At 64.5% G+C, this 24,980-nt stretch carries 20 protein-coding genes; 7 read left to right on the top strand and 13 right to left on the bottom strand.

All coding sequences use genetic code 11. The features are described 5' to 3' along the window. Positions 1 to 71: 71 nt before the first annotated feature. The 5 genes from CR917_RS11060 to CR917_RS11040 form a co-directional block, all read right to left on the bottom strand. The gene (locus tag CR917_RS11060) at positions 72 to 1,601 is read right to left on the bottom strand and encodes a DHA2 family efflux MFS transporter permease subunit (protein ID WP_043863063.1); all 1,530 of its coding nucleotides are present in this window, start codon (positions 1,599 to 1,601) and stop codon (positions 72 to 74) included. Beyond that, positions 1,598 to 2,800 (bottom strand): HlyD family efflux transporter periplasmic adaptor subunit, encoded by a 1,203-nt coding sequence (locus tag CR917_RS11055; protein WP_043863064.1) that lies wholly within the window; start codon positions 2,798 to 2,800, stop codon positions 1,598 to 1,600. The genes CR917_RS11060 and CR917_RS11055 overlap by 4 nt, the downstream gene beginning before the upstream one ends. A gap of 18 nt (positions 2,801 to 2,818) precedes the next feature. After that, on the bottom strand, positions 2,819 to 4,285 hold the full coding sequence (locus tag CR917_RS11050) for an efflux transporter outer membrane subunit (RefSeq protein ID WP_104572283.1): 1,467 nt from the start codon (positions 4,283 to 4,285) through the stop codon (positions 2,819 to 2,821). Continuing rightward, on the bottom strand, positions 4,282 to 4,755 hold the full coding sequence (locus CR917_RS11045; protein WP_043863066.1) for a MarR family winged helix-turn-helix transcriptional regulator: 474 nt from the start codon (positions 4,753 to 4,755) through the stop codon (positions 4,282 to 4,284). Before CR917_RS11045 ends, CR917_RS11050 begins: the two co-directional genes overlap by 4 nt. 192 nt (positions 4,756 to 4,947) lie before the next feature. Beyond that, entirely contained in the window at positions 4,948 to 5,553 is a 606-nt protein-coding gene (locus tag CR917_RS11040; protein ID WP_043863067.1) for a tRNA-(ms[2]io[6]A)-hydroxylase, read from the bottom strand. Positions 5,554 to 5,712: 159 nt separating this feature from the next. Between CR917_RS11040 and CR917_RS11035 the strand changes: the two genes are divergently transcribed. After that, the gene (locus CR917_RS11035) at positions 5,713 to 6,579 is read left to right on the top strand and encodes a universal stress protein (protein ID WP_043863068.1); all 867 of its coding nucleotides are present in this window, start codon (positions 5,713 to 5,715) and stop codon (positions 6,577 to 6,579) included. Between the two features lie 84 nt (positions 6,580 to 6,663). On the opposite strand, the gene CR917_RS11030 is transcribed toward CR917_RS11035, so the two are convergent. Beyond that, positions 6,664 to 7,131 carry a DUF1289 domain-containing protein gene (locus CR917_RS11030; protein ID WP_043863069.1) on the bottom strand — a complete coding sequence of 156 codons (468 nt, stop codon included), beginning with the start codon at positions 7,129 to 7,131 and terminating at the stop codon, positions 6,664 to 6,666. A 406-nt stretch (positions 7,132 to 7,537) separates the two neighbouring features. On the opposite strand from CR917_RS11030, the gene acnB reads away from it, so the two are divergent. After that, entirely contained in the window at positions 7,538 to 10,147 is a 2,610-nt protein-coding gene (acnB, locus tag CR917_RS11025; protein ID WP_054915695.1) for a bifunctional aconitate hydratase 2/2-methylisocitrate dehydratase, read from the top strand. Positions 10,148 to 10,218: 71 nt separating this feature from the next. Here acnB and prpD read toward each other — a convergent pair whose 3' ends face one another. From prpD to CR917_RS10995, 6 genes are all read right to left on the bottom strand, one after another. Beyond that, positions 10,219 to 11,703 carry a 2-methylcitrate dehydratase gene (gene prpD / locus CR917_RS11020; protein WP_100634724.1) on the bottom strand — a complete coding sequence of 495 codons (1,485 nt, stop codon included), beginning with the start codon at positions 11,701 to 11,703 and terminating at the stop codon, positions 10,219 to 10,221. Between the two features lie 51 nt (positions 11,704 to 11,754). Then, positions 11,755 to 12,945, bottom strand: coding sequence for a 2-methylaconitate cis-trans isomerase PrpF (gene prpF, locus CR917_RS11015; RefSeq protein WP_104572282.1), 1,191 nt, complete (start codon positions 12,943 to 12,945; stop codon positions 11,755 to 11,757). A gap of 134 nt (positions 12,946 to 13,079) precedes the next feature. Further along, entirely contained in the window at positions 13,080 to 15,668 is a 2,589-nt protein-coding gene (gene acnD, locus CR917_RS11010; protein ID WP_104572281.1) for a Fe/S-dependent 2-methylisocitrate dehydratase AcnD, read from the bottom strand. Between the two features lie 193 nt (positions 15,669 to 15,861). After that, positions 15,862 to 16,989: a 2-methylcitrate synthase gene (prpC, locus tag CR917_RS11005; protein ID WP_043863074.1), complete on the bottom strand. Its 1,128-nt coding sequence runs from the start codon at positions 16,987 to 16,989 to the stop codon at positions 15,862 to 15,864. Between the two features lie 58 nt (positions 16,990 to 17,047). After that, complete coding sequence (gene prpB, locus CR917_RS11000; RefSeq protein WP_104572280.1) at positions 17,048 to 17,938, bottom strand: methylisocitrate lyase; 891 nt, start codon at positions 17,936 to 17,938, stop codon at positions 17,048 to 17,050. Further along, positions 17,935 to 18,651 carry a GntR family transcriptional regulator gene (locus tag CR917_RS10995; protein ID WP_043863076.1) on the bottom strand — a complete coding sequence of 239 codons (717 nt, stop codon included), beginning with the start codon at positions 18,649 to 18,651 and terminating at the stop codon, positions 17,935 to 17,937. Before CR917_RS10995 ends, prpB begins: the two co-directional genes overlap by 4 nt. A gap of 210 nt (positions 18,652 to 18,861) precedes the next feature. Between CR917_RS10995 and CR917_RS10990 the strand changes: the two genes are divergently transcribed. From CR917_RS10990 to pabB, 4 genes are all read left to right on the top strand, one after another. Beyond that, positions 18,862 to 19,398, top strand: a complete 537-nt coding sequence (locus CR917_RS10990; RefSeq protein ID WP_043863077.1) for an ATP-dependent zinc protease — start codon at positions 18,862 to 18,864, stop codon at positions 19,396 to 19,398. A 5-nt stretch (positions 19,399 to 19,403) separates the two neighbouring features. Next, entirely contained in the window at positions 19,404 to 20,936 is a 1,533-nt protein-coding gene (locus tag CR917_RS10985) for an inactive transglutaminase family protein (protein ID WP_043863078.1), read from the top strand. Next, entirely contained in the window at positions 20,936 to 21,916 is a 981-nt protein-coding gene (locus CR917_RS10980; RefSeq protein ID WP_043863079.1) for an alpha-L-glutamate ligase-like protein, read from the top strand. The genes CR917_RS10985 and CR917_RS10980 overlap by 1 nt, the downstream gene beginning before the upstream one ends. 108 nt (positions 21,917 to 22,024) lie before the next feature. Then, on the top strand, positions 22,025 to 23,368 hold the full coding sequence (gene pabB, locus CR917_RS10975; RefSeq protein ID WP_104572279.1) for an aminodeoxychorismate synthase component I: 1,344 nt from the start codon (positions 22,025 to 22,027) through the stop codon (positions 23,366 to 23,368). Between the two features lie 65 nt (positions 23,369 to 23,433). On the opposite strand, the gene thrH is transcribed toward pabB, so the two are convergent. Next, the gene (thrH, locus tag CR917_RS10970) at positions 23,434 to 24,051 is read right to left on the bottom strand and encodes a bifunctional phosphoserine phosphatase/homoserine phosphotransferase ThrH (protein WP_104572278.1); all 618 of its coding nucleotides are present in this window, start codon (positions 24,049 to 24,051) and stop codon (positions 23,434 to 23,436) included. A 128-nt stretch (positions 24,052 to 24,179) separates the two neighbouring features. Between thrH and CR917_RS10965 the strand changes: the two genes are divergently transcribed. Continuing rightward, entirely contained in the window at positions 24,180 to 24,914 is a 735-nt protein-coding gene (locus tag CR917_RS10965; RefSeq protein WP_104572277.1) for a phosphoadenylyl-sulfate reductase, read from the top strand. Positions 24,915 to 24,980 lie beyond the last annotated feature (66 nt).

Genomic DNA, 24,980 nt, shown 5'->3' with positions numbered 1-24,980 from the left:
TCGCCGGCAAGGCCGGCTCCTACAGGTTTTGCGTAATCCTGTAGGAGCCGGCCTTGCCGGCGAAGCCTTTTTCAGTGCCCGGCCGATGCCGGCCCGGCCTTGGCCGCGAACGGCGGCTTGGCCAGCCACACCAGCAGCACCAGCCCGACGAACACCCAGCCCATCAACGTGAAGTAATCCACCGTCGACATCATGTACGCCTGGCTGTTGAGCATCTGCTCCAGCTGCGCATACGACTGCCCGTTCGCCCCGCCCAGGTGGCCGAGCATGTCACGGGTGGCCGGCTCATAGGTACTGATGCTTTCGCTCAGGTACGCATGGTGCTGGTCGGCCCGGCGAATCCAGATCCAGGTGGTCAGCGACGCGGCAAAGCTGCCGCCCAGGGTCCGCAGGAAGGTCGCCAGCCCCGAGCCGTCGGCGATCTGCTGCGGCGGCAGGTCCGAAAGCAGGATGCTCAAGGTGGGCATGAAGAACAGCGCCACGCCGATACCCATGAACAGCTGCACCAGGGCGATGTGCTGGAAGTCCACTTCGTTGGTGAACCCTGCCCGCATGAAGCAGCTGGCACCGATTGCCACGAACGCCAGCCCCGCCAGCACGCGCAGGTCGAACTTGTGCGCGTACTTGCCCACGAACGGCGACATCAGCACCGGCAGCAGGCCGATCGGCGCCACCGCCAGCCCCGCCCAGGTGGCGGTGTAGCCCATCTGGGTCTGCAGCCATTGCGGCAGGATCAGGTTGATGCCGAAGAACCCCGCATACCCGCCCACCAGCACAATGGTGCCGATGCGAAAGTTGCGGTGGGCGAACAGGCGCAGGTTCACCACCGGGTGCTTGTCGGTCAGTTCCCAGATGATGAACACCGCCAGGAACACCACCGAAATCAGGCTGCCGATGACGATGAAACTGGACTCGAACCAGTCCAGGTCATTGCCCTTGTCGAGCACGATCTGCAATGCCCCCACCCCGACGATCAGGCTCAACAGCCCGATGTAGTCCATCGGCTGGCGGCTGGTGCTCACCGGCCGGGTACGCATCTGCTGACGCACCACGGCGGCAGCGAACAGGCCGATCGGCACGTTGATGAAGAAGATCCACGGCCAGCTGTAGCTGTCGGTGATCCAGCCACCGAGTATCGGCCCGGCAATCGGCGCCACCACCGTGACCATCGCCAGCAGCGCCAGGGCCATACCCCGCTTGGCCGGGGGGTACACCGCAATCAGCAGGGTCTGGGTCATGGGGTACAACGGCCCGGCCACCACGCCCTGCAACACGCGAAAGCCGACCAGCTCGGGCATCGATTGCGAGATACCGCACAGAAACGACGCCAGCACGAACAGCAGAGTGGCCCAGATGAACAGCTTCACCTCGCCGAAGCGCCGGCTCAGCCAGCCGGTCAGCGGCAAGGCTATCGCGTTGCTCACCGCGAACGAGGTGATGACCCAGGTGCCCTGCTCCGAGCTCACCCCCAGGTTGCCGGAGATGGTAGGCAGGGCGACGTTGGCGATGGTGGTGTCGAGCACCTGCATGAACGTCGCCAGCGACAGGCCAATGGTGGTCAGCAGCAGGCTTGGCGGGGTGAACGAAGCCTGCCCGCTCATCGCTGCGCAGTCTTGCCGCTGGCGGCGCTGTTGTCATGGATCAGGCGCGCGATCAGGGTATCGGCCTCCACCAGCTGGCGGTCGTACACCTGGGTGGCGAACGAGGCTTTCTGCGGCGGCTGTTGCGCCAGCACCGGGCCGCTCTGGTCGTGCAGGTCGACGTCGACCTGAGTCGACAGGCCGATCCGCAGCGGGTGTTCGGCCAGTTGCTCGGGGTTGATGTGGATCCGCACCGGCACGCGCTGGACGATCTTGATCCAGTTGCCGGTGGCGTTCTGCGCCGGCAGCAGGGCGAAGGCGCTGCCGGTACCGGCGCCCAGGCTGTCGATGGTGCCGCTGTACTTCACGTCGCTGCCGTACAGGTCGGCAACGATGTCCACCGGCTGACCGATACGCATGTTGCGCAGCTGGGTTTCCTTGAAGTTGGCGTCGATCCACAGCTGGTCCAGCGGAATCACCGCCATGGTCGCGGTGCCCGGCTGCAGGCGCTGGCCCAGTTGCACCGTGCGCTTGGCCACATAGCCGGTGACCGGCGCCACCAGGGTGGTGCGGGCATTGTCCAGGTAGGCCTGGCGCAGGTCGGCGGCGGCAGCCTGCACTTCGGGGTGCGAGGAGACCACGGTGTCGTCGACCAGCGCGGTGGTGGTGTTGAGCTGCTGCTGGGCATTGCTCAGCGCGCTTTGTGCCGATGCCAGGTCGTCACGGGCGTGGGACAGCTCCTCCTGCGAAATCGCCCCGCCGGCGGCCAGGGTCTTGCGTCGGTTGTAGTTTTCCTGGGCCTTCTGCAGTTCGGCCTTGCGCGCCGCCACCTGGGCCTTCTGCCCGTCGACGTTGCTGTAAAGCCCACGCACCTGGCGCACGGCGCGGGCCAGCTTGGCCTCGGCGCTCTGCAGGCCGACCTCGGTGTCGCTCGGGTCGAACTGGATCAACACCTGGCCGGCGTGCACCAGGTCGCCATCGTCGGCGCCGATGCTGGTGACGGTGCCGGTGACCAGCGGGGTGATTTCCACCACGTTGCCGTTCACATAGGCGTCGTCGGTGTTTTCGCTCCAGCGCCCGTAGAGCTCGTGCCAGGCCCACACACCGGCGCCAAGCACGAGTACGAGCACCAGCAGCCCGAGCAGCAGCGTCTTGCGCTTGCGCTGATTGTTGAGGTCCTGCTCGGTAGGGGCAGTGTCCGGGGAGGATGCAGTGGCCATGAGAAATACCTTGGCGTTTTATTGATTGCGGGAAGTCGAGGGCAATGCGGCGGCCTGGGTGTCGGCCTGGTAGCCGCCCCCCAGCGCCTGCATCAACTGGATCGACAGGTCGATCTGTTCGGCGTTCAGTTCGGCCAGCTGACGCTGCGACTGCAGCAACTGCTGTTCGATGCTCAGCACATCCAGGTAGTTGCCGATACCGGAGCCATAGCGCTGCATCACGGTGTCGTAGGACTGCTGGGCGATGTCGGTGGCACGTTGCTTGGCTGCAATCTGCTGGCCCAGTGCATGCAGCTGGTCGATGCTGTCGCTGACCTCGCCCAGTGCACGCACCAGGCTCTTGTTGTATTGCGCCACGGCCAGGTCGTAGTCGGCATTACGGGCATCGAGGTCGGCGCGCAGGCGCCCGCCGTCGAAAATCGGCAGCGACACGGTCGGGGCGATGTTGAAGAAGCGGCTCGGCGCGCCGAAGATCGCATCGCCCAGCAGTGCCTGGGTGCCGGCGGCGGCGCTCAGGTTGAGGTTGGGGTAGAAGCGTGTCTTGCTCGCATCGATCGACTTGCTCGCCGCCTCGACCCGCCAGCGCGCGGCCACCAGGTCCGGACGCCGGCCCAGCAACTCGGCCGGCAGCACCGAGGGCAGCGCCACCGCAGCAGGCTTGAGCACATTGGGGCGGGCGATCTGCTGGCCACGGTCGGGGCCCTTGCCCAGCAGCACCGCCAGCGCGATCTGCGCGCTGCGCAGCTGCTTCTTGGCATTGATGGCCTGCTCCTGGGAGCTGGCCTCCAGGCTTTCGGTCTGCTGCAGCTGGTACTGGCTGTCGATACCCGAGGCCAGCCGGCGCTGGCTGAGTTCGAGCATCTGGCGGGTACGCTTGAGGTCTTCCTGGGTCAGGTCGTTGACGATGTGCGCCTGGCCCAGCTGGCTGTAGGCACGGGCAACGTCGGCGGCCAGGGTCAGTTGTGCGGCCTGGCGGTCCACCTCGGCGGCACGGGCCTGGCCCAGGGCGGCTTCCCAGGCATCGCGTTGCCCACCCCAGAGATCGAAGGTGTAGTTGAAGGTCGCGCTCAGGCTGCGCAGGGTGGAGTAGCTGCCGCCCTGCCCCGTCGGGTCCTGGTCACGGGCCAGGCGCGAGCGGCTGACCCCGGCGCTGGCATCCAGCGTGGGCATGCGCTCGGCGTCGGCAGCGTAGGCCGCGGCGCTGGCCTGATGGGCACGGGCGCTGGCAACCTGCATGTCTGGGCTGTCGCGCAAGGCCTCGCCGATCAGGCTGTTCAGTTGCGGGTCGCCAAGGCGGGTCCACCAGTCGCCCTTGGGCCAGGCCGCAGGCGACAGGGCAACGCCGCCGAGGGTCTTGCCAGCCTGCAGGTCGGCGGCGCCGAGGCGCCGGCCCTGGGTATCGAGGCCACTGTAGTTGGCGCAACCGGCCAGGCTCAGGGCAAACACCAGCAGGCTTGCACCGGCACGCAGGGCTCGTGGTTTCATTGGGCCTCCACGCGCAGAGCGGTGACGGCATCGCCGGCCGCCAGCAGCACCTTGGTCAGAATTTTTTCCAGGGTCTTGAGCTCGTCCGGGGCCAGCACGCCAACCAGCTCGTTCATCGCCGAGGCACCGATCTGGGGCAACTGGCCGGCCAGCACATCGCCATCGGCGGTGAGCTCCAGGCGTACCTGGCGGCGGTCCTGCGGGCAGCGGCTGCGGGCGATCAGGCCCTTCTGCTCCAGACGATCGAGCATGCGCGTCATCGACCCGCTGTCCAGGCTGAGGAAACGGCACAGTTCGGCGGGGGTATCGACCCCGTACTGGGACACGATGATCAGCACCTTGAACTGCGCGGCGGTGACGCCGAAGTCCTGCAGGTGGCTGTCCAGAATGCGGTCCTTCACCAGTGCGGCGCGCCCCAGGAGCATGCCGATGGTGCAGGACTGGAAGTTTTCGGGGGTGAAGTGCTGCATGAAGGGAGATACCTGCTTAGGCAGTGGATGCCGCAGATATTACTGCTCAGGCAGCGAATGGCCAAGCATTAATTAGCTTGCTTTCTATTTGGTCGACAAAAGGAGGTATTGCGGCGCCCGTATCGCGGGTCGAGCCCGCTGCCACAGGATGGGTCCATCAGCCTGTGGGAGCGGGCTTGGCCCGCGACGCTTTCAGGCCGGCACGCCGCTATGGAAGCGAAACTCCACGTCCGGCGTGGTGATCAGTTCGGCTTCCACCTCGCGCACCCGCTCCACGGTGCGCTCCACATCCGCCGCCTCGCCATACTGATACGCCAGCTTCAGGTACCCCTGGTAATGGCGCGCCTCGCTCTTGAGCAGCCCGTGGTAGAACTTTCCCAGTTCCTCGTCCAGGTGCGGCACCACCGCAGCAAAGCGCTCGCAGCTGCGCGCCTCGATGAACGCGCCGACCACCAGCGTGTCCACCAGCTTCACCGGCTCGTGCGCGCGCACCACCTTGCGCAGCCCCGAGGCATAGCGCCCTGCCGACAATGGGCGCAAGGCCACCTTGCGCTTCTTCATCAGGCGCAGCACCTGCTCGTGATGCACCAGCTCCTCGCGGGCCAGGCGCGACATCATGTTGATCAGGTCGACATGCGTGTTGTACTTGGCAATCAGGCTCAGCGCCGTGCTGGCGGCCTTGAACTCGCAGTTCTTGTGATCGATCAGCATCGTCTCCTGGTCGGCCAGGGCGGCATCGACCCAGGCATCCGGGGTGCGGCAGGCGAGGAAGGCTTCGATTTCGGGAATAAGGGACATAGGCTCACAAACGGGCATGGGGTGTCGACAAGACCGGCGATTATACCGGCGGCAGTGGCGATCACCAGTGACTATGCTTGATGCACATCAACATCCACCGCATCCGGGGCGCCGACTATAGTCAGGCATCGCATGCCATTGTCGAAGGAGTTCTCCCTCATGCTTTTAGAAGTTCGCAGCATCCTGGTGGTGCTCGACCCCGACCACGCCCACAGCAAGGCCCTGACCCGCGCCAAGCTGATCGCCGGCGTCACCAAGGCACGCCTGCACCTGCTGATGTGCGACAAGAAGCAGGACCACAGTGCCCTGCTCAGCCTGCTCGCCAGCCAGTTGCACGACGATGGCTACGACAATGTCACCTATGAGCAGGCCTGGCACGACACCCTGCACGAGTCGATCATCGACGTGCAGAAAGCCGAAGGCTGTGAGCTGGTAATCAAGGAACACCGGCCGGAAAACGCGCTGAAGAAGTTCCTGCTGACGCCTTCGGACTGGAAACTGCTGCGCCAGTGCCCGTGCGCGGTGCTGATGGTCAAGACCGAGCGCCCCTGGACCGGTGGCGTGATTCTGGCGGCGGTGGACGTGGGCAACGACGATCAGGAGCATCGCAAGCTGCACGCCAGCATCATCGATCACGGCTATGCCATTGCCAGCGTGGCCAAGGGCAACCTGCACGTGATCAGCGCCCACCCCTCGCCCATGCTCTCGGCGGCGGACCCGGTGTACCAGCTCAAGGACACCATCGAGAAGAAGTACCGCGACGAATGCGCTGCGTTCCAGGCCGAATTCGATATCGCCGACGATCGCCTGCATGTGGCCGAAGGCCCGGCGGACGTGCTGATTCCGCACACGGCTAAAAAGTACGAAGCCGTGGTGACGGTGATGGGTACGGTGGGGCGTAGCGGGATTACCGGTGCGCTGATCGGCAACACCGCCGAGGTGGTGCTCGATTCGCTGGAATGCGATGTGCTGGTGCTCAAGACCGAGGACCAGGTGAAGCACCTGGACGAGCTGGCCAGAGGCTGAAGACCCCATCGCGGGTCAAGCCCGCGCCCACAGGGTAAGCGGTGATCCAGTGGGCGCGGGCGTGACCCGCGATGGGAACACCGCTTAACCCAGCGCATCCTTGAGAAAGCCCGGCGCGATGTAGCGTTGATAGTGCGCCTCGGACAACAGAAAGAATTCCCGATCGATGGCATCGCGCAGTTCGGGCAGCTCCCAGTCGCGAAACTCCGGCAGCAGCACCATCCCGTACGCTTCCAGCTCGCGGATCACCCGCGCGCCCCGCGCAATCAGCTGATAAGCCCAGCAGTACTCGGACTGATGCGGCACGAATCGAATCTTGCGCAGCTCCAGCTGGCCGCGCAGCTTGTCGGCGTCGAACACCTCCAGCTTGGCCGCCATCACCTGCACCAGCAGGTGTTCCAGGCGCAGCCACACCGCACGCTTTTCATCGTCGTTGTAGCCGTTCCAGTGGATCACCTCATGGTGAAAACGCTTGCACCCGCGACACACCAGGTCCCCGTAAACCGTGGAACACAGGCCGACACAAGGCGTTTTTATTGACTGATTGGACATGAAAGATTCAACGGCATGGCGATGGAACAGACGGCCATGTTAGCCCTTTGTCTAACGGGGGTCACGCCGTAAAGTCGTTGCAATCGCCTTACCTTTGGCGCGTTTTTACCGTAGAATCACCCGGCCTTTTTAAGGCAGCAATGTCCGTTAGAAGCTGTTTTCAAAGCGTCACGAGCACAGTTGATCCGGTAGAACGGCGTTGGCTCGGGGTATTCGAACATCGAATGCACCGCGCCAGCCCTCATCAGCCTCCGTTCTACAGGCGTAAAACTTTGAAAGCAGCTTCTGTAAGGATGTCCTGCAACCCTGGCTACGCGGCTCAAAAAGCCGTATTGCGCATGGGTGCCGGCCATTCTGGATGAGCGTCCCGGACACCCATTTGGGACCACTGATGAGGGTAATAACTGTGCTTGAAGCCTACCGCAAACACATCGAAGAGCGTGCCGCCCAGGGTATCGTGCCCCAGCCGCTTAACGCCGAACAAACCGCAGGCCTGGTCGAGCTGCTGAAGAATCCCCCCGCTGGCGAAGAAGCCGTCCTCGTCGACCTGATCACCAACCGCGTACCACCAGGAGTGGACGAAGCCGCCTACGTCAAGGCCGGTTTCCTGTCGGCGGTCGCCAAGGGCGAAGCCACCTCCCCGCTGATCAGCAAGCAGCGCGCCGTTGAACTGCTGGGCACCATGCAGGGCGGCTACAACATCGCCACCCTGGTCGAGCTGCTGGACGACGCCGAACTGGCCGCCGTTGCCGCCGAACAGCTCAAGCACACCCTGCTGATGTTCGACGCCTTCCACGACGTGGCCGAAAAAGCCAAGAACGGCAACGTTCACGCCAAGGCGGTACTGCAGTCCTGGGCTGACGGCGAGTGGTTCAAGAAGCGTCCGACCCTGGCCGACAAGATCAGCCTGCGCGTCTTCAAGGTCACCGGCGAAACCAACACCGACGACCTGTCCCCTGCCCCGGACGCCTGGTCGCGCCCTGACATCCCGCTGCACGCCCTGGCCATGCTGAAAATGGCCCGCGACGGCATCGTGCCGGACGTGCAAGGCGCCATCGGCCCGATGAAGCAGATCGAGCAGATGCGCAACGAAGGCTTCCCGATCGCCTACGTCGGTGACGTGGTCGGTACCGGTTCCTCGCGTAAATCGGCGACCAACTCGGTGCTGTGGTTCTTCGGCGACGACATCCCTTACGTGCCGAACAAGCGCGCTGGCGGTTTCTGCTTCGGCTCCAAGATCGCCCCGATCTTCTACAACACCATGGAAGACGCCGGCGCCCTGCCGATCGAATTCGACGTGTCGAACATCCACATGGGCGACGTGATCGACCTGTACCCGCACGCCGGCAAGGTGTGCAAGCACGGTACCGACGAAGTCATCACCACCTTCGAGATGAAAACCCCCGTGCTGCTGGACGAAGTCCGCGCCGGTGGTCGTATCCCGCTGATCGTCGGCCGTGGCCTGACCGAGAAGGCGCGCGCCGAGCTGGGCCTGGGCCCGACCGACCTGTTCAAGCTGCCTGAAGCACCTGTCGACACCGGCAAGGGCTACACCCTGGCCCAGAAGATGGTCGGCAAGGCCTGCGGCCTGCCAGTGGGCAAGGGCGTTCGTCCTGGCACCTACTGCGAACCGAAGATGACCACCGTCGGCTCCCAGGACACCACCGGTCCGATGACCCGTGACGAACTGAAAGACCTGGCGTGCCTGGGCTTCTCGGCCGACCTGGTCATGCAGTCGTTCTGCCACACCGCGGCCTATCCGAAGCCGATCGACGTGACCACCCACCACACCCTGCCGGATTTCATCCGCACCCGTGGCGGCGTGTCCCTGCGTCCAGGCGACGGCATCATCCACAGCTGGCTGAACCGCATGCTGCTGCCGGACACCGTCGGTACCGGTGGTGACTCGCACACCCGCTTCCCGATCGGCATCTCGTTCCCGGCCGGTTCCGGCCTGGTCGCCTTCGCCGCTGCCACTGGCGTGATGCCACTGGACATGCCGGAGTCGGTACTGGTGCGCTTCAAGGGCAAGCTGAACCCAGGCATCACCCTGCGTGACCTGGTTCACGCCATCCCTTACTACGGCATCCAGAAAGGCCTGCTGACCGTCGAGAAGAAAGGCAAGATCAACGCCTTCTCCGGCCGCATCCTGGAAATCGAAGGCCTGGACGACCTGACCGTGGAACAGGCATTCGAACTGTCCGACGCCTCGGCCGAACGTTCGGCTGCCGGTTGCACCATCAAGCTGCCTGAAAAAGCCATTGCCGAGTACCTGAAGTCGAACATCACCCTGCTGCGCTGGATGATCAGCGAAGGCTACGGCGATGCGCGCACCATGGAGCGCCGTGCACAGGCGATGGAAGCCTGGCTGGCCAAGCCCGAGCTGCTGTCGGCCGACGCCGATGCCGAGTACGCCGAAGTCATCGAGATCGACCTGGCCGATATCAAGGAGCCGGTTCTCTGCGCTCCTAACGACCCGGACGACGCTCGCCTGCTGTCCAGCGTCCAGGGCCAGAAGATCGACGAAGTGTTCATCGGTTCGTGCATGACCAACATCGGTCACTTCCGCGCTGCCGGCAAGCTGCTGGACAAGGTCAAGGGTCAGCTGCCAACCCGTCTGTGGCTGTCGCCGCCGACCAAGATGGACGCTCACCAGCTGACCGAGGAAGGCTACTACGGCATCTACGGCAAGGCTGGCGCGCGCATGGAAATGCCGGGCTGCTCGCTGTGCATGGGTAACCAGGCACGCGTAGAGCCGAACTCGACCGTTGTGTCGACGTCGACCCGTAACTTCCCGAACCGTCTGGGCGATGGTGCCAACGTGTTCCTGGCCTCCGCCGAACTGGCTGCCGTTGCCTCGATCCTGGGCAAGCTGCCAACCGTCGAGGAGTACATGGAGTACGCGGCGAATATCGACAGCATGGCTGCCGACATCTACCGCTACCTGAGCTTCGACCAGATCGCCGAGTTCCGTGAAGCCGCTGCGAACGCCAATATCCCTGTCGTTCAAGCGTAAGCTGACTTAGCGTGAAAAGAAGCCCCGCCAATTGGCGGGGCTTTTTGTTGTCTTCTGAAAAGCTTCGCCCCTCAGATCACGAACAGATCCATGAACCGATGCACCGCCGTCGCCTCAAGCTTCGCCTGATCCTTGCACAACGCAAGGATCTCGGCCGAACGCTGCGCAGTAAACCGCGTCGCCAGGTTGGCCTTGAACTTGTCCTCCAGCAGCGGGATGCCCTGGGCGCGTCGGCGCCGGTGCCCGATGGGGTACTCCACCACCACCTGCTCGGTGCTCGAGCCGTCGGTGAAGAACACCTGCACCGCGTTGGCGATCGAGCGCTTGTCGGCCTCCAGGTACTCGCGACTGAAACGCGGGTCTTCGACGATCACCATCTTCTCGCGCAAGCGGTCGATGGTCGGGTGCGCCGCATGGAAATCATCTTCGTAATGCTCGGCCACCAGATTGCCGAAGATCAGCGGCACCGCCGTCATGTACTGCAGGCAGTGGTCCCGGTCCGCTGCGTTGGCCAGCGTGCCGACCTTGGAAATGATGCGAATCGCCGACTCATGGGTGGTGATCACGATGCGCTCGATTTCATGCAGGCGATTGCGCACCTGCGGATGCAGGGTCACCGCCGCCTCGCAGGCGGTCTGCGCATGGAACTCGGCCGGAAAGCTGATCTTGAACAGTATGTTCTCCATCACGTAGCTGCCGAACGGCTGCGACAGGCTGAACTCGCGCTTGCCCTCGGGCTTGAGCGCCAGGTCCTTGTTGGTATGGCTGAACAGCACGTCATAGAAGCCCCACTGCGGCGCGGTGAGCACGCCGGGGATGCCCATCTCGCCGCGCAGGGCGATGTCCGCCAGGCGCACCCCGCGACTCGACGCATCACCGGCCGCCCACGACTTGCGCGAGCCGGCATTGGGGGCATGGCGGTAGGTGCGCAGCGCCTGGCCATCGACAAAGGCCTGGGACAGGGCCGCCAGCAACTGCTCGCGATTGGCGCCCATGAGCCGGGCGCACACCGCCGTGGATGCGACCTTGACCAGCAGCACGTGGTCCAGGCCCACCCGGTTGAAAGCGTTTTCCAGCGCGAGCACGCCCTGGATCTCGTGGGCCATGATCATGGCCTCGAGCACCGTGTGCAGGGTCAGCGGCGCGTCGCCGTTGGCCACGCGCTTTTGCGAGAGGTGGTCGGCCACCGCGAGGATGCCGCCGAGGTTGTCGGAGGGATGACCCCATTCTGCGGCCAGCCAGGTATCGTTGTAGTCCAGCCAGCGCACGATGCAGCCGATGTCCCAGGCCGCCTTGACCGGGTCGAGGCGGTACGCGGTGCCGGGCACCCGCGCGCCATGGGGCACCACGGTACCCTCCACCAGCGGCCCCAGGTGCTTGGTGCACTCGGGAAAGCGCAGCGCCAGCAGGCCGCAACCCAGGGTGTCCATCAGGCAGTTGCGCGCCGTGTCCAGCGCCTCCCCCGGCTCGGCCCTGAAGTGCAGGACATAGTCGGCAATGTCCTGCAGGACCCGGTCGTAGTCGGGGCGGTCGTTCAGGTCAACATTGGCACTCATTGTCGTCTCTCTGTTCACATGGGGTGAAAGGAGAGCCGAGCACCGCTGCCTCTAGAAGGTATCGCCAGGTACGCGTACCCACCCCTCCATCAGCACGCGAGCGCTGCGGCTCATGATTGCTTTGGTAACGGTCCAGTCGCCATTCACCTGGCGCGCCTCGGCGCCCACGCGCAAGGTGCCCGAGGGGTGACCGAAGCGCACGGCGCTGCGCTCGCCGCCACCGGCAGCAAGGTTGACCAGGGTGCCGGGGATGGCCGCCGCGGTGCCGATGGCCACCGCTGCCGTCCCCATCATCGCGTGGTGCAGCTTGCCCATCGACAACGCACGCACCAGCAGGTCGATATCGCTCGCTGCCACGGTCTTGCCGCTGGAGGACTGGTAGTCGGCCGGCGGTGCCACGAACGCCACCTTGGGCGTGTGCTGGCGCTGCGCGGCCTGCTCGACGTGCTCGATCAGGCCCATGTGCACAGCGCCGTGGGCACGGATGGTTTCGAAACGCGCCAGGGCCTCGGGGTCGCCGTTGATTGCGTCCTGCAGCTCGGTGCCGGTGTAGCCCAGGGCCTGGGCGTCGATGAAGATGGTCGGGATGCCGGCGTTGATCAGGGTTGCCTTGAAGGTGCCGACACCGGGCACCACCAGGTCGTCGACCAGGTTGCCGGTGGGGAACATCGAGCCGCCCGCGCCGTCTTCGTCGGCGGCCGGGTCGAGGAATTCGAGCTGCACCTCGGCGGCCGGAAAGGTCACGCCGTCGAGTTCGAAGTCGCCGGTTTCCTGCACTTCGCCTTCGGTGATCGGTACGTGGGCGATGATGGTCTTGCCGATGTTGGCCTGCCAGATGCGCACCACAGCCACACCATTGCGCGGGATGCGACTGGCGTCGACCAGGCCGGCGCTGATGGCGAACGAGCCGACTGCCGCCGAGAGGTTGCCGCAGTTGCCGCTCCAGTCGACGAAGGCCTTGTCGATGGCGACCTGGCCGAACAGGTAGTCGACGTCGTGCCCGGGCTTGATGCTGCGCGACAGGATGACCGTCTTGCTGGTGCTGGAGGTGGCCCCGCCCATGCCGTCGATCTGCTTGCCGTAGGGGTCGGGGCTGCCGATAACCCGCAGCAGCAGCGCATCGCGCGCGGCGCCGGGGAGCTGTGCGGCTTCGGGCAGGTCTTCGAGGTTGAAGAACACGCCTTTGCTGGTGCCGCCACGGATGTAGGTGGCGGGGATTCTGATCTGGGGTACGTGTGGCATGGAAACATGTGTCCTCTGGAATACAACACAATCCTGTGTAGGAGCCGGCCTTGCCGGCGAAGGGGCTGGTACATCAATGCACCCTGCGTCGCTCCCTTCGCCGGCAAAGCCGGCTCCTACAGGTCAGGTGTACGTCAAGCCACCGACGACTCGAGGAAGTCCTGGGCAAAGCGCTGCAGTACACCGCCCGCCTCGTAGATCGACACCTCTTCCGCCGTGTCCAGACGGCAGGTCACCGGCACCTCCAGGCGCTCGCCGTCACGCCGCGTGATCACCAGGGTCAAGGTGGCCCGCGGTGTCCGCTGCCCCACCACGTCATAGGTCTCGCTGCCATCGATACCCAGGGTCTTGCGGTCGGTGCCCGGCTTGAACTCCAGAGGCAACACGCCCATGCCCACCAGGTTGGTACGGTGGATACGCTCGAAGCCCTCGGCCACGATGGCCTCGACACCGGCCAGGCGCACGCCCTTGGCCGCCCAGTCGCGTGACGAGCCCTGGCCATAGTCGGCACCGGCCACGATGATCAGCGGCTGCTTGCGCTGCATGTAGGTCTCGATGGCCTCCCACATGCGCGTCACCTTGCCCTCCGGCTCGATACGCGCCAGCGAACCCTGCTTGACCTTGCCGTTCTCCTGCACCATCTCGTTGAACAGCTTGGGGTTGGCGAAGGTCGCGCGCTGCGCGGTCAGGTGGTCGCCACGGTGGGTGGCGTAGGAGTTGAAGTCCTCTTCGGGCAGGCCCATCTTCGCCAGGTACTCGCCTGCGGCGCTGTCGAGCATGATCGCGTTGGACGGCGACAGGTGGTCGGTGGTGATGTTGTCCGGCAGCACCGCCAGCGGGCGCATGCCCTTGAGCGAGCGCTCGCCTGCCAGCGCGCCTTCCCAGTACGGCGGGCGACGGATGTAGGTGCTCATGGCGCGCCAGTCGTACAGCGGGTCGACCTTGGGCCCGGTGTCTTCGTGCACGGCGAACATCGGGATGTACACCTGGCGGAACTGCTCCGGCTTGACCGCAGCCTTGACCACTGCATCGATCTCTTCGTCGCTGGGCCAGATGTCCTTGAGGCGGATTGCCTTGCCGTCCACCACGGCCAGCACGTCCTTCTCGATATCGAAACGGATGGTGCCGGCAATGGCGTAGGCCACCACCAGCGGCGGCGAGGCCAGGAAGGCCTGCTTGGCATACGGATGGATACGCCCGTCGAAGTTGCGGTTGCCCGACAGCACGGCGGTGGCGTACAGGTCGCGGTCGATGATTTCCTGCTGGATCACCGGGTCCAGAGCGCCGGACATGCCGTTGCAGGTGGTGCAGGCAAACGCCACGATGCCGAAGCCCAGCTGCTCCAGCTCATCCTCCAGGCCCGCCTCTTTGAGGTACAGGGCCACGGTCTTGGAGCCTGGCGCCAGCGACGACTTGACCCACGGCTTGCGCGTCAGCCCCAGTCTGTTGGCATTGCGCGCCAGCAGCCCGGCAGCGATCACGTTGCGCGGGTTGCTGGTGTTGGTGCAGCTGGTGATGGCAGCGATGATCACCGCGCCGTCAGGCATCTGCCCCGGCACCTCTTCCCATTGCCCGGCAATGCCCCTGGCAGCCAGCTCGCTGGTGGCCACCCGCGCATGCGGGTTGGACGGGCCGGCCATGTTGCGTACCACGCTCGACAGGTCGAACTGCAGGCCACGCTCGTATTCGGCATTGACCAGGCTGTCGGACCACAGGCCGGCGACCTTGGCGTAGGTTTCCACCAGCTTGACCTGGGCGTCTTCACGACCGGTGAGCTTGAGGTAATCGATGGTCTGCTGGTCGATGGAGAACATCGCCGCCGTCGCGCCGTATTCGGGGGCCATGTTGGAGATGGTCGCGCGATCGCCCAGGGTCAGCGCACGGGCGCCCTCGCCGTAGAACTCGAGGTAGGCGCCTACCACCTTGGCCTTGCGCAGGAACTCGGTGAGCGCCAGCACCACGTCGGTGGCGGTGATGCCTGGCTGCGGCTTGCCGGTGAGCTGCACGCCGACGATTTCCGGCAGGCGCATCCAGGACGCACGACCCAGCATCACGTTCTCGGCCTCCAGGCCGCCGACGCCGATGGCGATCACGCCCAGGGCATCCACGTGGGGGGTGTGGCTGTCGGTACCGACGCAGGTATCGGGATAGGCCACGCCCTGCTCGGCGTGGATCACCGGCGACATCTTCTCCAGGTTGATCTGGTGCATGATGCCGTTGCCGGGCTGGATCACGTCGACGTTCTTGAACGCCTTCTTGGTCCAGTTGATGAAGTGGAAGCGGTCTTCGTTGCGACGGTCTTCGATGGCGCGGTTCTTCTCGAACGCCTGCGGGTCGAAGCCGCCGCACTCCACGGCCAGCGAGTGGTCGACGATCAGTTGCACCGGCACCACCGGGTTGACCTGGGCCGGGTCGCCGCCCTTGTCGGCGATGGCGTCACGCAGGCCGGCAAGGTCAACCAGTGCGGTCTGGCCAAGGATGTCATGGCACACCACGCGGGCCGGGTACCAGGGGAAGTCGAGGTCGCGCTTGCGCTCGATCAGTTGGCTGAGCGAGGCATCGAGGGTTGCCGGGTCGCAGCGGCGCACCAGGTTTTCGGCCAGTACGCGGGAGGTATAGGGCAGCTTGTCGTAGGCGCCGGGGCTGATGGCGTCGATGGCGGCGCGGGCGTCGAAGTAGTCGAGCGTGGTGCCCGGCAGGTGCTTGCGAAATTCAGTATTCATGGACGCGGGACTCAATCACGGATAAGTCGGCGGTGCGCAGTCCCCCTGATGGCATACCCCGCCCCCTGTGGGAGCGGGCTCGACCCGCGATGGCATCGGCGCGGTATCAGCTACTGCGCGCAGCGGCTATCGCGGGGCAAGCCCGCTCCCACCAGGTTCGGCAGGGCCATATCAAAGGTACTGCACGCCAGTCTCAGCGTTGTTCGATTGGCACGAACTTGCGCTGTTCGACGCCGGTGTATTCGGCGCTCGGGCGGATGATGCGGTTGTTGGCACGCTGTTCGAACACATGCGCCGCCCAGCCGGTCAGGCGAGAGCAGACGAAGATCGGGGTGAACAGCTTGGTCGGGATACCCATGAAGTGGTAGGCCGAGGCATGGTAGAAGTCGGCATTGGGGAACAGTTTCTTCTGCTCCCACATGGTCTTGTCGATGGCTTCGGACACCGGGTACAGCACGGTGTCGCCCACCTCGTCGGCGAGCTTCTTCGCCCAGCCCTTGATCACTTCGTTGCGCGGGTCGGACTCCTTGTAGATGGCATGCCCGAAGCCCATGATCTTGTCCTTGCGCTCGAGCATGCCGAGGGTGCCGGCAACGGCTTCCTGCGGGGTCTTGAAGCGCTCGATCATTTCCATCGCGGCCTCGTTGGCACCACCGTGCAGCGGCCCGCGCAGCGAGCCGATGGCCGCCGTCACGCACGAGTACAGGTCCGACAGGGTCGAGGCACACACCCGGGCAGTGAAGGTCGAGGCGTTGAATTCGTGCTCGGCGTACAGGATCAGCGAAACGTTCATCACCTTGACGTGCAGCTCGCTCGGCTTCTTGCCGTGCAGCAGGTGCAGGAAGTGCCCGCCCAGGGTGTCTTCGTCGCTGGTGCAGTCGATGCGCACGCCATGGTGGCTGAAGCGGTACCAGTAGCACATGGCCGCCGGGAACAGCGCCAGCAGGCGGTCGGTCTTCTCGTGCTGCAGGCCGAAGTTGAGCTCCGGCTCCAGGGTGCCGAGCACCGAGGAGGCGGTACGCATCACATCCATCGGGTGGGCGGTGACCGGAATGCGCTCGAGCACTTCCTTGAGCGCCTGGGGCAGGTCGCGCAGCGCCTTGAGCTGGTGCTGGTACTCGCTCAGCTCGGCCTGGGTCGGCAGCTCGCCGTACAGCAGCAGGTAGGCGACCTCTTCGAACAGCGCGTGCTCGGCCAGGTCGCGAACGTCATAGCCACGGTAGGTCAGGCCGGCGCCGGCCTGGCCCACGGTCGACAGTGCGGTTTGCCCGGCCACCTGACCACGCAGGCCGGCACCACTGAGTACTTTTGCTTCGGCCATTGGTTTTCTCCACTTTTGAATTTGTTATGGGAATCGGCTAATTGCGGTGTGCTGCGGTTCAGCTCTTCTTCTGAGCGAACAGTGCGTCGAGCTTCTGCTCGAACACGTGGTAGTCGATGGCATCGTAAAGCTCCATGCGAGTCTGCATGGTGTCGATGACGTTTTTCTGCGTGCCGTCACGGCGCAGCGTGGTGTAGACGTTCTCGGCCGCCTTGTTCATGGCGCGGAACGCCGACAGCGGATACAGCGCCAGCGACACGTCGGCCGAGGCCAGCTCTTCGGTGGTGTACAGCGGCGTGGCGCCGAATTCGGTGATGTTGGCCAGGATCGGCGCCTTCACGCGGTTGGCGAAGGTCTTGTACATCGACAGCTCGGTGATGGCCTCGGGGAAGATCATGTCGGCACCGGCCTCGATGCACGCCGCAGCGCGATCCAGCGCGGCCTCCAGGCCTTCTACCGCCAGGGCGTCGGTACGCGCCATGATCACGAAGCTGTCGTCGGTACGCGCGTCCACGGCCGCCTTGATGCGGTCGACCATCTCCTGTTGCGAGACGATTTCCTTGTTCGGACGATGGCCGCAGCGCTTGGCGCCCACCTGGTCCTCGATATGAATGGCGGCGGCGCCGAACTTGATCATCGAGCGGACCGTGCGCGCCACGTTGAACGCCGACGAACCGAACCCGGTGTCCACGTCCACCAGCAGCGGCAGGTCGCACACGTCGGTGATGCGGCGCACGTCGGTCAGCACGTCATCCAGGCCGGTGATGCCCAGGTCGGGCAGGCCCAGCGAGCCTGCCGCCACACCGCCACCGGAGAGGTAGATGGCCTTGAACCCGGCGCGCTTGGCCAGCAGCGCATGGTTGGCATTGATGGCGCCGACGACCTGCAGCGGGTGCTCGGCGACGACTGCATCGCGAAAACGCTGGCCGGGACTGCTTTTCTGACTCATGACTCACCTCGTGGGCTAGGGGCGGTGGCGTCTTTGTAATGACGCTCGATATTGCGCTTGGATGCGCCGATGTGGCGGCGCATCAGTAATTCGGCCAGCTCGCCGTCACGGTCGGCGATGGCATCGAGAATCCGGTGGTGTTCGGCGAACGCCTGGTGCGGGCGGTTGGGCGTGGCGGAGAACTGGATGCGGTACATGCGCACCAGCTGGTACAGCTCGCCGCACAGCATCTGCACCAGGGTGCGGTTGCCGCTGCCCTGGATGATGCGGTAATGGAAGTCGAAGTCGCCCTCCTGCTGGTAGTAGCCCACCCCGGCCTGGAACGCGGCATCACGCTCATGGGTGTCGAGCACCCGGCGCAACTCGTCGATCTCGGCTACGCTCATGCGTTGGGCGGCCAGGCGGCAGGCCATGCCCTCGAGGGACTCGCGAATCTCGTACAGCTCGATCAGCTCGGCATGGCTCAGCGACACCACCCGCGCCCCTACGTGCGGCACCCGCACCAGCAGGCGCTGGCCTTCCAGGCGGTGGATGGCCTCGCGCAGCGGGCCGCGGCTGATGCCGTAGGTACGCGCCAGCTCCGGCTCGGAGATCTTGCTGCCGGGGGCGATCTCGCCCTTGACGATCGCGGCCTGGATGCGCCGGAAGACGTTTTCGGAAAGCGTCTCCGAATCTTCCTGAAGAGGGGCGGAGGCTTGGGCTGCATCCAGCATATTGTCGACACCTTGAAAATCTGTAGGGCCAAAACTAGCTAATTAAGCCACCCCAGTCAAAGACAAATTCAATATTGTCGACAATCGTCTAAGAACGAACTTCGTGTCTGTCGGTGTTGTCTGACTCCAGCCGCTGGCATCGACACACCAGCGTGGTAGAATGCCGCCGCCTCTGAGGGGGCAAACCCCCACAGCATCGCGTCAGGATTTATGAGACTCACACCCTTTCTACTGTTACTCAGCCTCTGTGGGCTGCCTGCCCTGAGCCAGGCGGCAGACAAGACTGTCTATGGCCTCAATGAATATGCCCGCCTTGTCGATATCGACCTCGAGGTTGCGGCCAAGCTCGACACCGGGGCCAAGACCGCCTCGCTGAGCGCGCGCGATATCAAGCGCTTCAAGCGCAACGGCGAATCGTGGGTGCGCTTCTATCTGGCAATTGACGCAGCCCATTCGCATCCGATAGAACGACCACTGGCTCGTGTCAGCAAGATCAAGCGACGCGCCGGTGACTACAACCCGGACGAAGGCAAGGCCTATACCTCCCGCCCGGTGATCGCGCTGAATATCTGCATGGGTACGGCCCTGCGCAGCATCGAAGTGAACCTGACCGACCGCAGTGCCTTCCAGTACCCGCTACTGATCGGCTCCGAGGCGCTCAAGCACTTCGACGCGCTGGTCGACCCAAGCCTTAAATACGCTGCCGGCAAACCTGCCTGCGCCACTGACGCTCATACCGCAGAGTAATTTCGATGCGCTCTCTTACCCTTCATCTGAAAGTCCTGATCACCCTCCTGGTGTTGCTGGGTGTGTCGATCACGGCGTACCAGATCTTCATGCTCGGCATCCCGGTGACCGAAGACGAAACCGACGACCTGTGGAACATCGATGCCAAGGTCGAGTTCGTCGCCAGCCCCAAGGACCCGATCAAGATCCAGATGTTCGTGCCGCCATTGAGCAACGACTACGTCAGCCTCAATGAGAGCTTCATCTCCAACAACTACGGCGTGAGCGTCAACCGTGTCGATGGCAACCGCAAGGTGACCTGGTCGGCGCGGCGCGCCAAGGGCAACCAGACCCTCTACTACCGCCTGGTACTGACCAAGCGCTACAGCAGCGAAAAGGTCAAGATCAAGGGCCCGACCTTCCGTGACAGCCAGCCGGTCGAAGGGCCGGAGAAGATCGCCGCCGAAGCGTTGATGGCACCTATCCGCCAGCACTCGGCCGACGTCGAGACCTTCGTCAGCGAGACCATCAAGCGGGTCAACAACCCCAACGACGACAACGTCAAGCTGCTGCTGGCCGGCGATGCCTCTTCGCTGAACAAGGCCAAGGTCATCGACCTGCTGCTGTCGATCGCCCACGTACCGGTGGAGAAGGTGCACACCATCCGCCTGCTGGCCGACCAGCCGCAGAGCCCGGAACTGTGGCTGCGCAGCTTCAACGGCAACGACTGGCTGTACTTCAACCCGGACACCGGCGAGCAGGGCCTGCCGGCCGACCGCCTGCTGTGGTGGACCGGCGATGACCCGCTGATCACCGTCGATGGCGGCAAGAAGGTCAACGTCAGCTTCAGCCTGAACAACAGCGAGATGAACGCCATCCGCCTGGCCAAGCTGACCGACGAGAACACCGACGCCGACTTCCTCGAATACTCGCTGTACGGCCTGCCGCTGCAGACCCAGCAGACCTTCATGATCATGGTGATGATCCCGATCGGCGTGCTGGTGATCCTGGTGCTGCGCAACCTGATCGGCCTGCAGACCCTGGGTACCTTCACCCCGGTGCTGATCGCCCTGGCCTTCCGTGAGACCCAGCTGGGCTTCGGTATCGCCCTGTTCACGGTGATCACCGCGCTGGGCCTGACCCTGCGCTCCTACCTCGAACACCTGAAGCTGCAGATGCTGCCGCGCCTGTCGGTGGTACTGACCTTCGTGGTGGTGCTGATCGCGGCCATCAGCCTGTTCAGCCACAAGCTGGGCCTGGAGCGCGGGCTGTCGGTGGCACTGTTCCCGATGGTGATTCTGACCATGACCATCGAACGCCTGTCGATCACCTGGGAGGAACGCGGCGGCGGCCATGCCATGAAAGTCGCCATCGGCACCCTGTTCGCCGCCTCGGTCGCGCACCTGCTGATGAGCGTGCCCGAACTGGTGTACTTCGTGTTCACCTTCCCGGCGGTGCTGCTGATTCTGGTGGGCTTCATGCTGGCGATGGGCCGCTACCGCGGCTACCGCCTGACGGAGCTGGTGCGCTTCAAGGCCTTCGTGAAGGCTGACGCCTGATGTTCGGCCTATGGAAAACCTGGAAGGCCCTGGAAGCCCGGGGCATCATGGGTATCAACCGGCGCAACGCGGACTACGTGCTCAAGTACAACAAGCGCAACCTGTACCCGATCGTCGACGACAAGATCATCACCAAGGAGCGGGCGATCAAGGCCGGCATCCACGTGCCGGAAATGTACGGGGTGATCTCCACCGAAAAGGACATCGACAAGCTCGACGAGATCATCGGCGGGCGCAGCGACTTCGTCATCAAGCCGGCGCAGGGCGCCGGTGGTGACGGCATCCTGGTGATCGCCGACCGCTTCGAGAACCGCTACCGCACGGTGTCCGGCAAGATCATCACCCACGAGGAAATCGAGCACCAGGTGTCGAGCATCCTCACCGGGCTGTATTCGCTGGGTGGCCATCGCGACCGCGCGCTGATCGAGTACCGGGTAACCCCGGACCAGATCTTCAAGAGCATCAGCTACGAAGGCGTACCGGACATCCGCATCATCGTGCTCATGGGCTACCCGGTCATGGCCATGCTGCGCCTGCCCACGCGCCAGTCCGGCGGCAAGGCCAACCTGCACCAGGGCGCCATCGGCGTGGGTGTGGACCTGGCGACCGGCCTGACCCTGCGCGGTACCTGGCTGAACAACATCATCAGCAAGCACCCCGACACCACCAATGCGGTGGACGGCGTGCAACTGCCCAACTGGGACGGCTTCATGAAGCTGGCCGCCGGCTGCTATGAACTGTGCGGCCTGGGCTACATCGGCGTGGACATGGTGCTGGACCAGGACAAGGGCCCGCTGATCCTGGAACTCAACGCCCGCCCCGGCCTGAACATCCAGATCGCCAACGATTGCGGCCTGACCCTGCGCACCCACGCCGTCGAGGCGCACCTTGAGGAACTGGCCAGCAATGGCATCAAGGAAAGCGTCGAAGAGCGCGTGCGCTTCGCCCAGGAACTGTTCGGCCACATCCCGGCGCAGTAATCTGCCACCGCCCTGGCGCAGCCGCGCACAGGGCGGTCGCCGATCCGCTAGGAGCATCGCCTGCACAGGGCTACAATGCTCGCCCCGCCTCGACAGCTGTTCACCCGAATGCCGACCTGCACACTTCACCCCCTGCCCTACCAGGCCGATCCGGCCGCCTACTTTGCCCGTATCCGCCAGGCACCTGGCGCCGTGCTGCTCGACAGCGCGCGGCCTGGCGCCGTGCGTGGGCGCTTCGACCTGCTCAGCGCCTGGCCACTGTGCACGCTGACCCCGGACGCCGAAGAAGACGGCCAGCACTACCTGCAGCGCCTGCGCGAGCAACTGGCCGGGCTTGGGCGCGCGCACTTGCCGGCAGGTGTCGAGCTGCCGTTCGCCGGCGGCCTGATCGGCTACCTGAGCTACGACTTCGGCCGGCGCCTGGAGCGCCTGCCCGCCATTGCCTGCGACGACCTGGGGCTGGGTGACGCAAGCCTGGGGCTGTATGCCTGGGCACTGATCAGCGACCATCAGCTGCAACGCAGCCAGCTGGTGTTTCATCCGGCGCTGCCCGCCACCGAACGCGAGCGCCTGGTGGCACTGTTCGAGCACGACGCCCCGACGGCAGCCGGCGCATTCAGGCTTGCTGCGCCAATGCGCGGCGACCTCGCAGCCGAGGATTACCGTCAGGCGTTCGAGCGGGTGCAGCAGTACATCCATGCCGGCGACTGCTACCAGATCAACCTTACCCAACGCTTTCGCGCACCCTGCCAGGGCGACCCGTGGACGGCCTACCAGGCGCTGCGGGCTGCCTGCCCTACGCCCTTCTCCGGCTATCAGGTACTGGCCGATGGCAGCGCGCTGCTGAGCTTCTCGCCCGAGCGCTTCATCAGGGTCAGCCAGGGCGAGGTCGAAACCCGCCCGATCAAGGGCACCCGTGCGCGCAGCAGCGACCCCGTGCAGGATGCCGCCAATGCTGCCGAGCTGCTGGCAAGCACCAAGGACCGCGCCGAGAACCTGATGATCGTGGACCTGCTGCGCAACGACCTGGGGCGCAGCTGCGCTACCGGCTCGGTGCAGGTGCCGGAGCTGTTCAGCCTGGAGAGCTACCCCAACGTGCACCACATGGTCAGCAGCGTGACCGGACGCCTGGCACCGGGCAAGGATGCGCTGGACCTGATAGCCGGCAGCTTCCCCGGCGGCTCGATCACCGGGGCGCCGAAGATTCGGGCGATGCAGATCATCGACGAACTGGAGCCGAGCCGACGTGCACTGTATTGCGGCTCGCTGCTGTATGTGGACGTGCGCGGGGAGATGGACAGCTCGATCGCCATCCGCAGCCTGCTGGTGAAGGACGGCCAGGTGTGCTGCTGGGGAGGCGGTGCGGTGGTGGCGGACTCGCAGTGGGAGGCGGAGTACGAGGAGTCGATCACCAAGGTCAGGGTGTTGCTCCAGACCCTGCAGGGCCTCTAGAACGCTTCGCCGGCAAGGCCGGCTCCTACAGCGTGCAGGAGCCGGCCTTGCCGGCGAAGGCGGTATTACAGGCTCAACGACCTGTTCGAGGCCTTGATGAACTCTTTCTTCAGCGCCTCGAAATCATGCACCGCCGGGAACTGCGGGAACTCGCGAATCACGTTTTCCGGCGCATGGAACAGGATGCCTGCATCCGCCTCGCCCAGCATGGTGGTGTCGTTGTACGAGTCACCCGCCGCGATCACCCGGTAGTACAGGCTCTTGAATGCCAGCACCGACTGGCGCTTGGGGTCTTTCTGGCGCAGTTGGTAGCCGGTCACACGATCGCTCTGGTCGGTGATCAGGCGGTGGCACAGCAAGGTCGGGAAAGCCAGCTGGCGCATCAGCGGCTGCGAGAATTCGTAGAAGGTGTCGGACAGGATCACCACCTGGAAACGCTCGCGCAACCAGTCCACGAACTCGATGGCGCCGTCCAGCGGCTTGAGCGTGGCAATCACTGCCTGGATGTCGGAAAGCTTGAGGCCATGCTCATCCAGGATGCGCAGGCGCTGCTTCATCAGCACGTCGTAATCGGGAATGTCGCGGGTGGTGGCCCGCAACGATTCGATTCCGGTTTTTTCCGCAAAGGCGATCCAGATCTCCGGGACCAGTACACCTTCCAGGTCGAGACAGGCAATTTCCACAGCTCACTCCTCGAACAACGCTAAAAATGGAAGGCGCACTCTACAGGCGCGCCGTCTAACCCGGCAATTTTTGTTAACATTCGCCCATTACGAGCGCCAAGCGCCATTCAATGACCGGAAGCCGCCTGATGAGCCAACCCTTCGACGTCGCCGCCCTCGCCGCGACCTATGCCAACAAGTCCCCGCAGGACATCCTCAAGCTCGCCTTCGAACACTTCGGCGACGACCTGTGGATCTCCTTCAGTGGCGCCGAAGACGTGGTGCTGGTGGACATGGCCTGGAAGCTGAACAAGAACGTCAAGGTGTTCAGCCTCGACACCGGCCGCCTGCATCCGGAAACCTACCGGTTCATCGACCAGGTGCGCGAGCAGTACAAGCTGCCGATCGAGATACTTTCCCCCGATCGCAGTGCACTCGACCCCTTCGTGAAGGAAAAGGGCCTGTTCAGCTTCTACAAGGACGGCCACGGCGAATGCTGCGGCATCCGCAAGATCGAGCCGCTGCGCCGCAAGCTGAGCACCGTCAGCGCCTGGGCCACCGGCCAGCGCCGCGACCAGAGCCCGGGCACCCGCAGCCAGGTGGCCGCGCTGGAAATCGACAGCGCCTTCTCCATCCCCGAGCGCACCCTGTACAAGTTCAACCCGTTGGCGCAGATGAGCAGCGAAGAGGTGTGGGGCTATATCCGCATGCTCGAGCTGCCCTACAACAGCCTGCATGAACGCGGCTTCATCAGCATCGGCTGCGAACCCTGCACGCGCCCGGTACTGCCCAACCAGCACGAGCGCGAAGGCCGCTGGTGGTGGGAGGAGTCGACTCAGAAGGAATGCGGGCTGCACGCCGGCAACCTGATTACCAAGGGCTGAACATGCACACCCTGAGCGCAGCACCTGGCCCCACCTGCCAGACATTGCGTCAGCAGTAAGGGCATC

Origin of the sequence: Pseudomonas sp. BRM28 (genome assembly GCF_002939405.1) — a bacterium.
GTDB lineage: Bacteria > Pseudomonadota > Gammaproteobacteria > Pseudomonadales > Pseudomonadaceae > Aquipseudomonas > Aquipseudomonas palmensis.
This window is presented reverse-complemented; position numbering and strand designations above follow the sequence as displayed.

Coding starts and splice junctions, on each gene's coding strand:
- CR917_RS11055 (WP_043863064.1), bottom strand. CDS start 2,800: ATGGCCACTGCATCCTCCCCGGACACTGCCCCTACCGAGCAGGACCTC.
- prpD (WP_100634724.1), bottom strand. CDS start 11,703: ATGAGTGCCAATGTTGACCTGAACGACCGCCCCGACTACGACCGGGTC.
- CR917_RS10995 (WP_043863076.1), bottom strand. CDS start 18,651: ATGCTGGATGCAGCCCAAGCCTCCGCCCCTCTTCAGGAAGATTCGGAG.
- CR917_RS10980 (WP_043863079.1), top strand. CDS start 20,936: ATGTTCGGCCTATGGAAAACCTGGAAGGCCCTGGAAGCCCGGGGCATC.
- CR917_RS11030 (WP_043863069.1), bottom strand. CDS start 7,131: ATGTCCAATCAGTCAATAAAAACGCCTTGTGTCGGCCTGTGTTCCACG.
- prpF (WP_104572282.1), bottom strand. CDS start 12,945: ATGCCACACGTACCCCAGATCAGAATCCCCGCCACCTACATCCGTGGC.
- CR917_RS10985 (WP_043863078.1), top strand. CDS start 19,404: ATGCGCTCTCTTACCCTTCATCTGAAAGTCCTGATCACCCTCCTGGTG.
- prpB (WP_104572280.1), bottom strand. CDS start 17,938: ATGAGTCAGAAAAGCAGTCCCGGCCAGCGTTTTCGCGATGCAGTCGTC.
- CR917_RS11045 (WP_043863066.1), bottom strand. CDS start 4,755: ATGCAGCACTTCACCCCCGAAAACTTCCAGTCCTGCACCATCGGCATG.
- acnD (WP_104572281.1), bottom strand. CDS start 15,668: ATGAATACTGAATTTCGCAAGCACCTGCCGGGCACCACGCTCGACTAC.
- prpC (WP_043863074.1), bottom strand. CDS start 16,989: ATGGCCGAAGCAAAAGTACTCAGTGGTGCCGGCCTGCGTGGTCAGGTG.
- pabB (WP_104572279.1), top strand. CDS start 22,025: ATGCCGACCTGCACACTTCACCCCCTGCCCTACCAGGCCGATCCGGCC.
- CR917_RS11060 (WP_043863063.1), bottom strand. CDS start 1,601: ATGAGCGGGCAGGCTTCGTTCACCCCGCCAAGCCTGCTGCTGACCACC.
- CR917_RS11050 (WP_104572283.1), bottom strand. CDS start 4,285: ATGAAACCACGAGCCCTGCGTGCCGGTGCAAGCCTGCTGGTGTTTGCC.
- CR917_RS10965 (WP_104572277.1), top strand. CDS start 24,180: ATGAGCCAACCCTTCGACGTCGCCGCCCTCGCCGCGACCTATGCCAAC.
- CR917_RS10990 (WP_043863077.1), top strand. CDS start 18,862: ATGAGACTCACACCCTTTCTACTGTTACTCAGCCTCTGTGGGCTGCCT.
- CR917_RS11040 (WP_043863067.1), bottom strand. CDS start 5,553: ATGTCCCTTATTCCCGAAATCGAAGCCTTCCTCGCCTGCCGCACCCCG.
- CR917_RS11035 (WP_043863068.1), top strand. CDS start 5,713: ATGCTTTTAGAAGTTCGCAGCATCCTGGTGGTGCTCGACCCCGACCAC.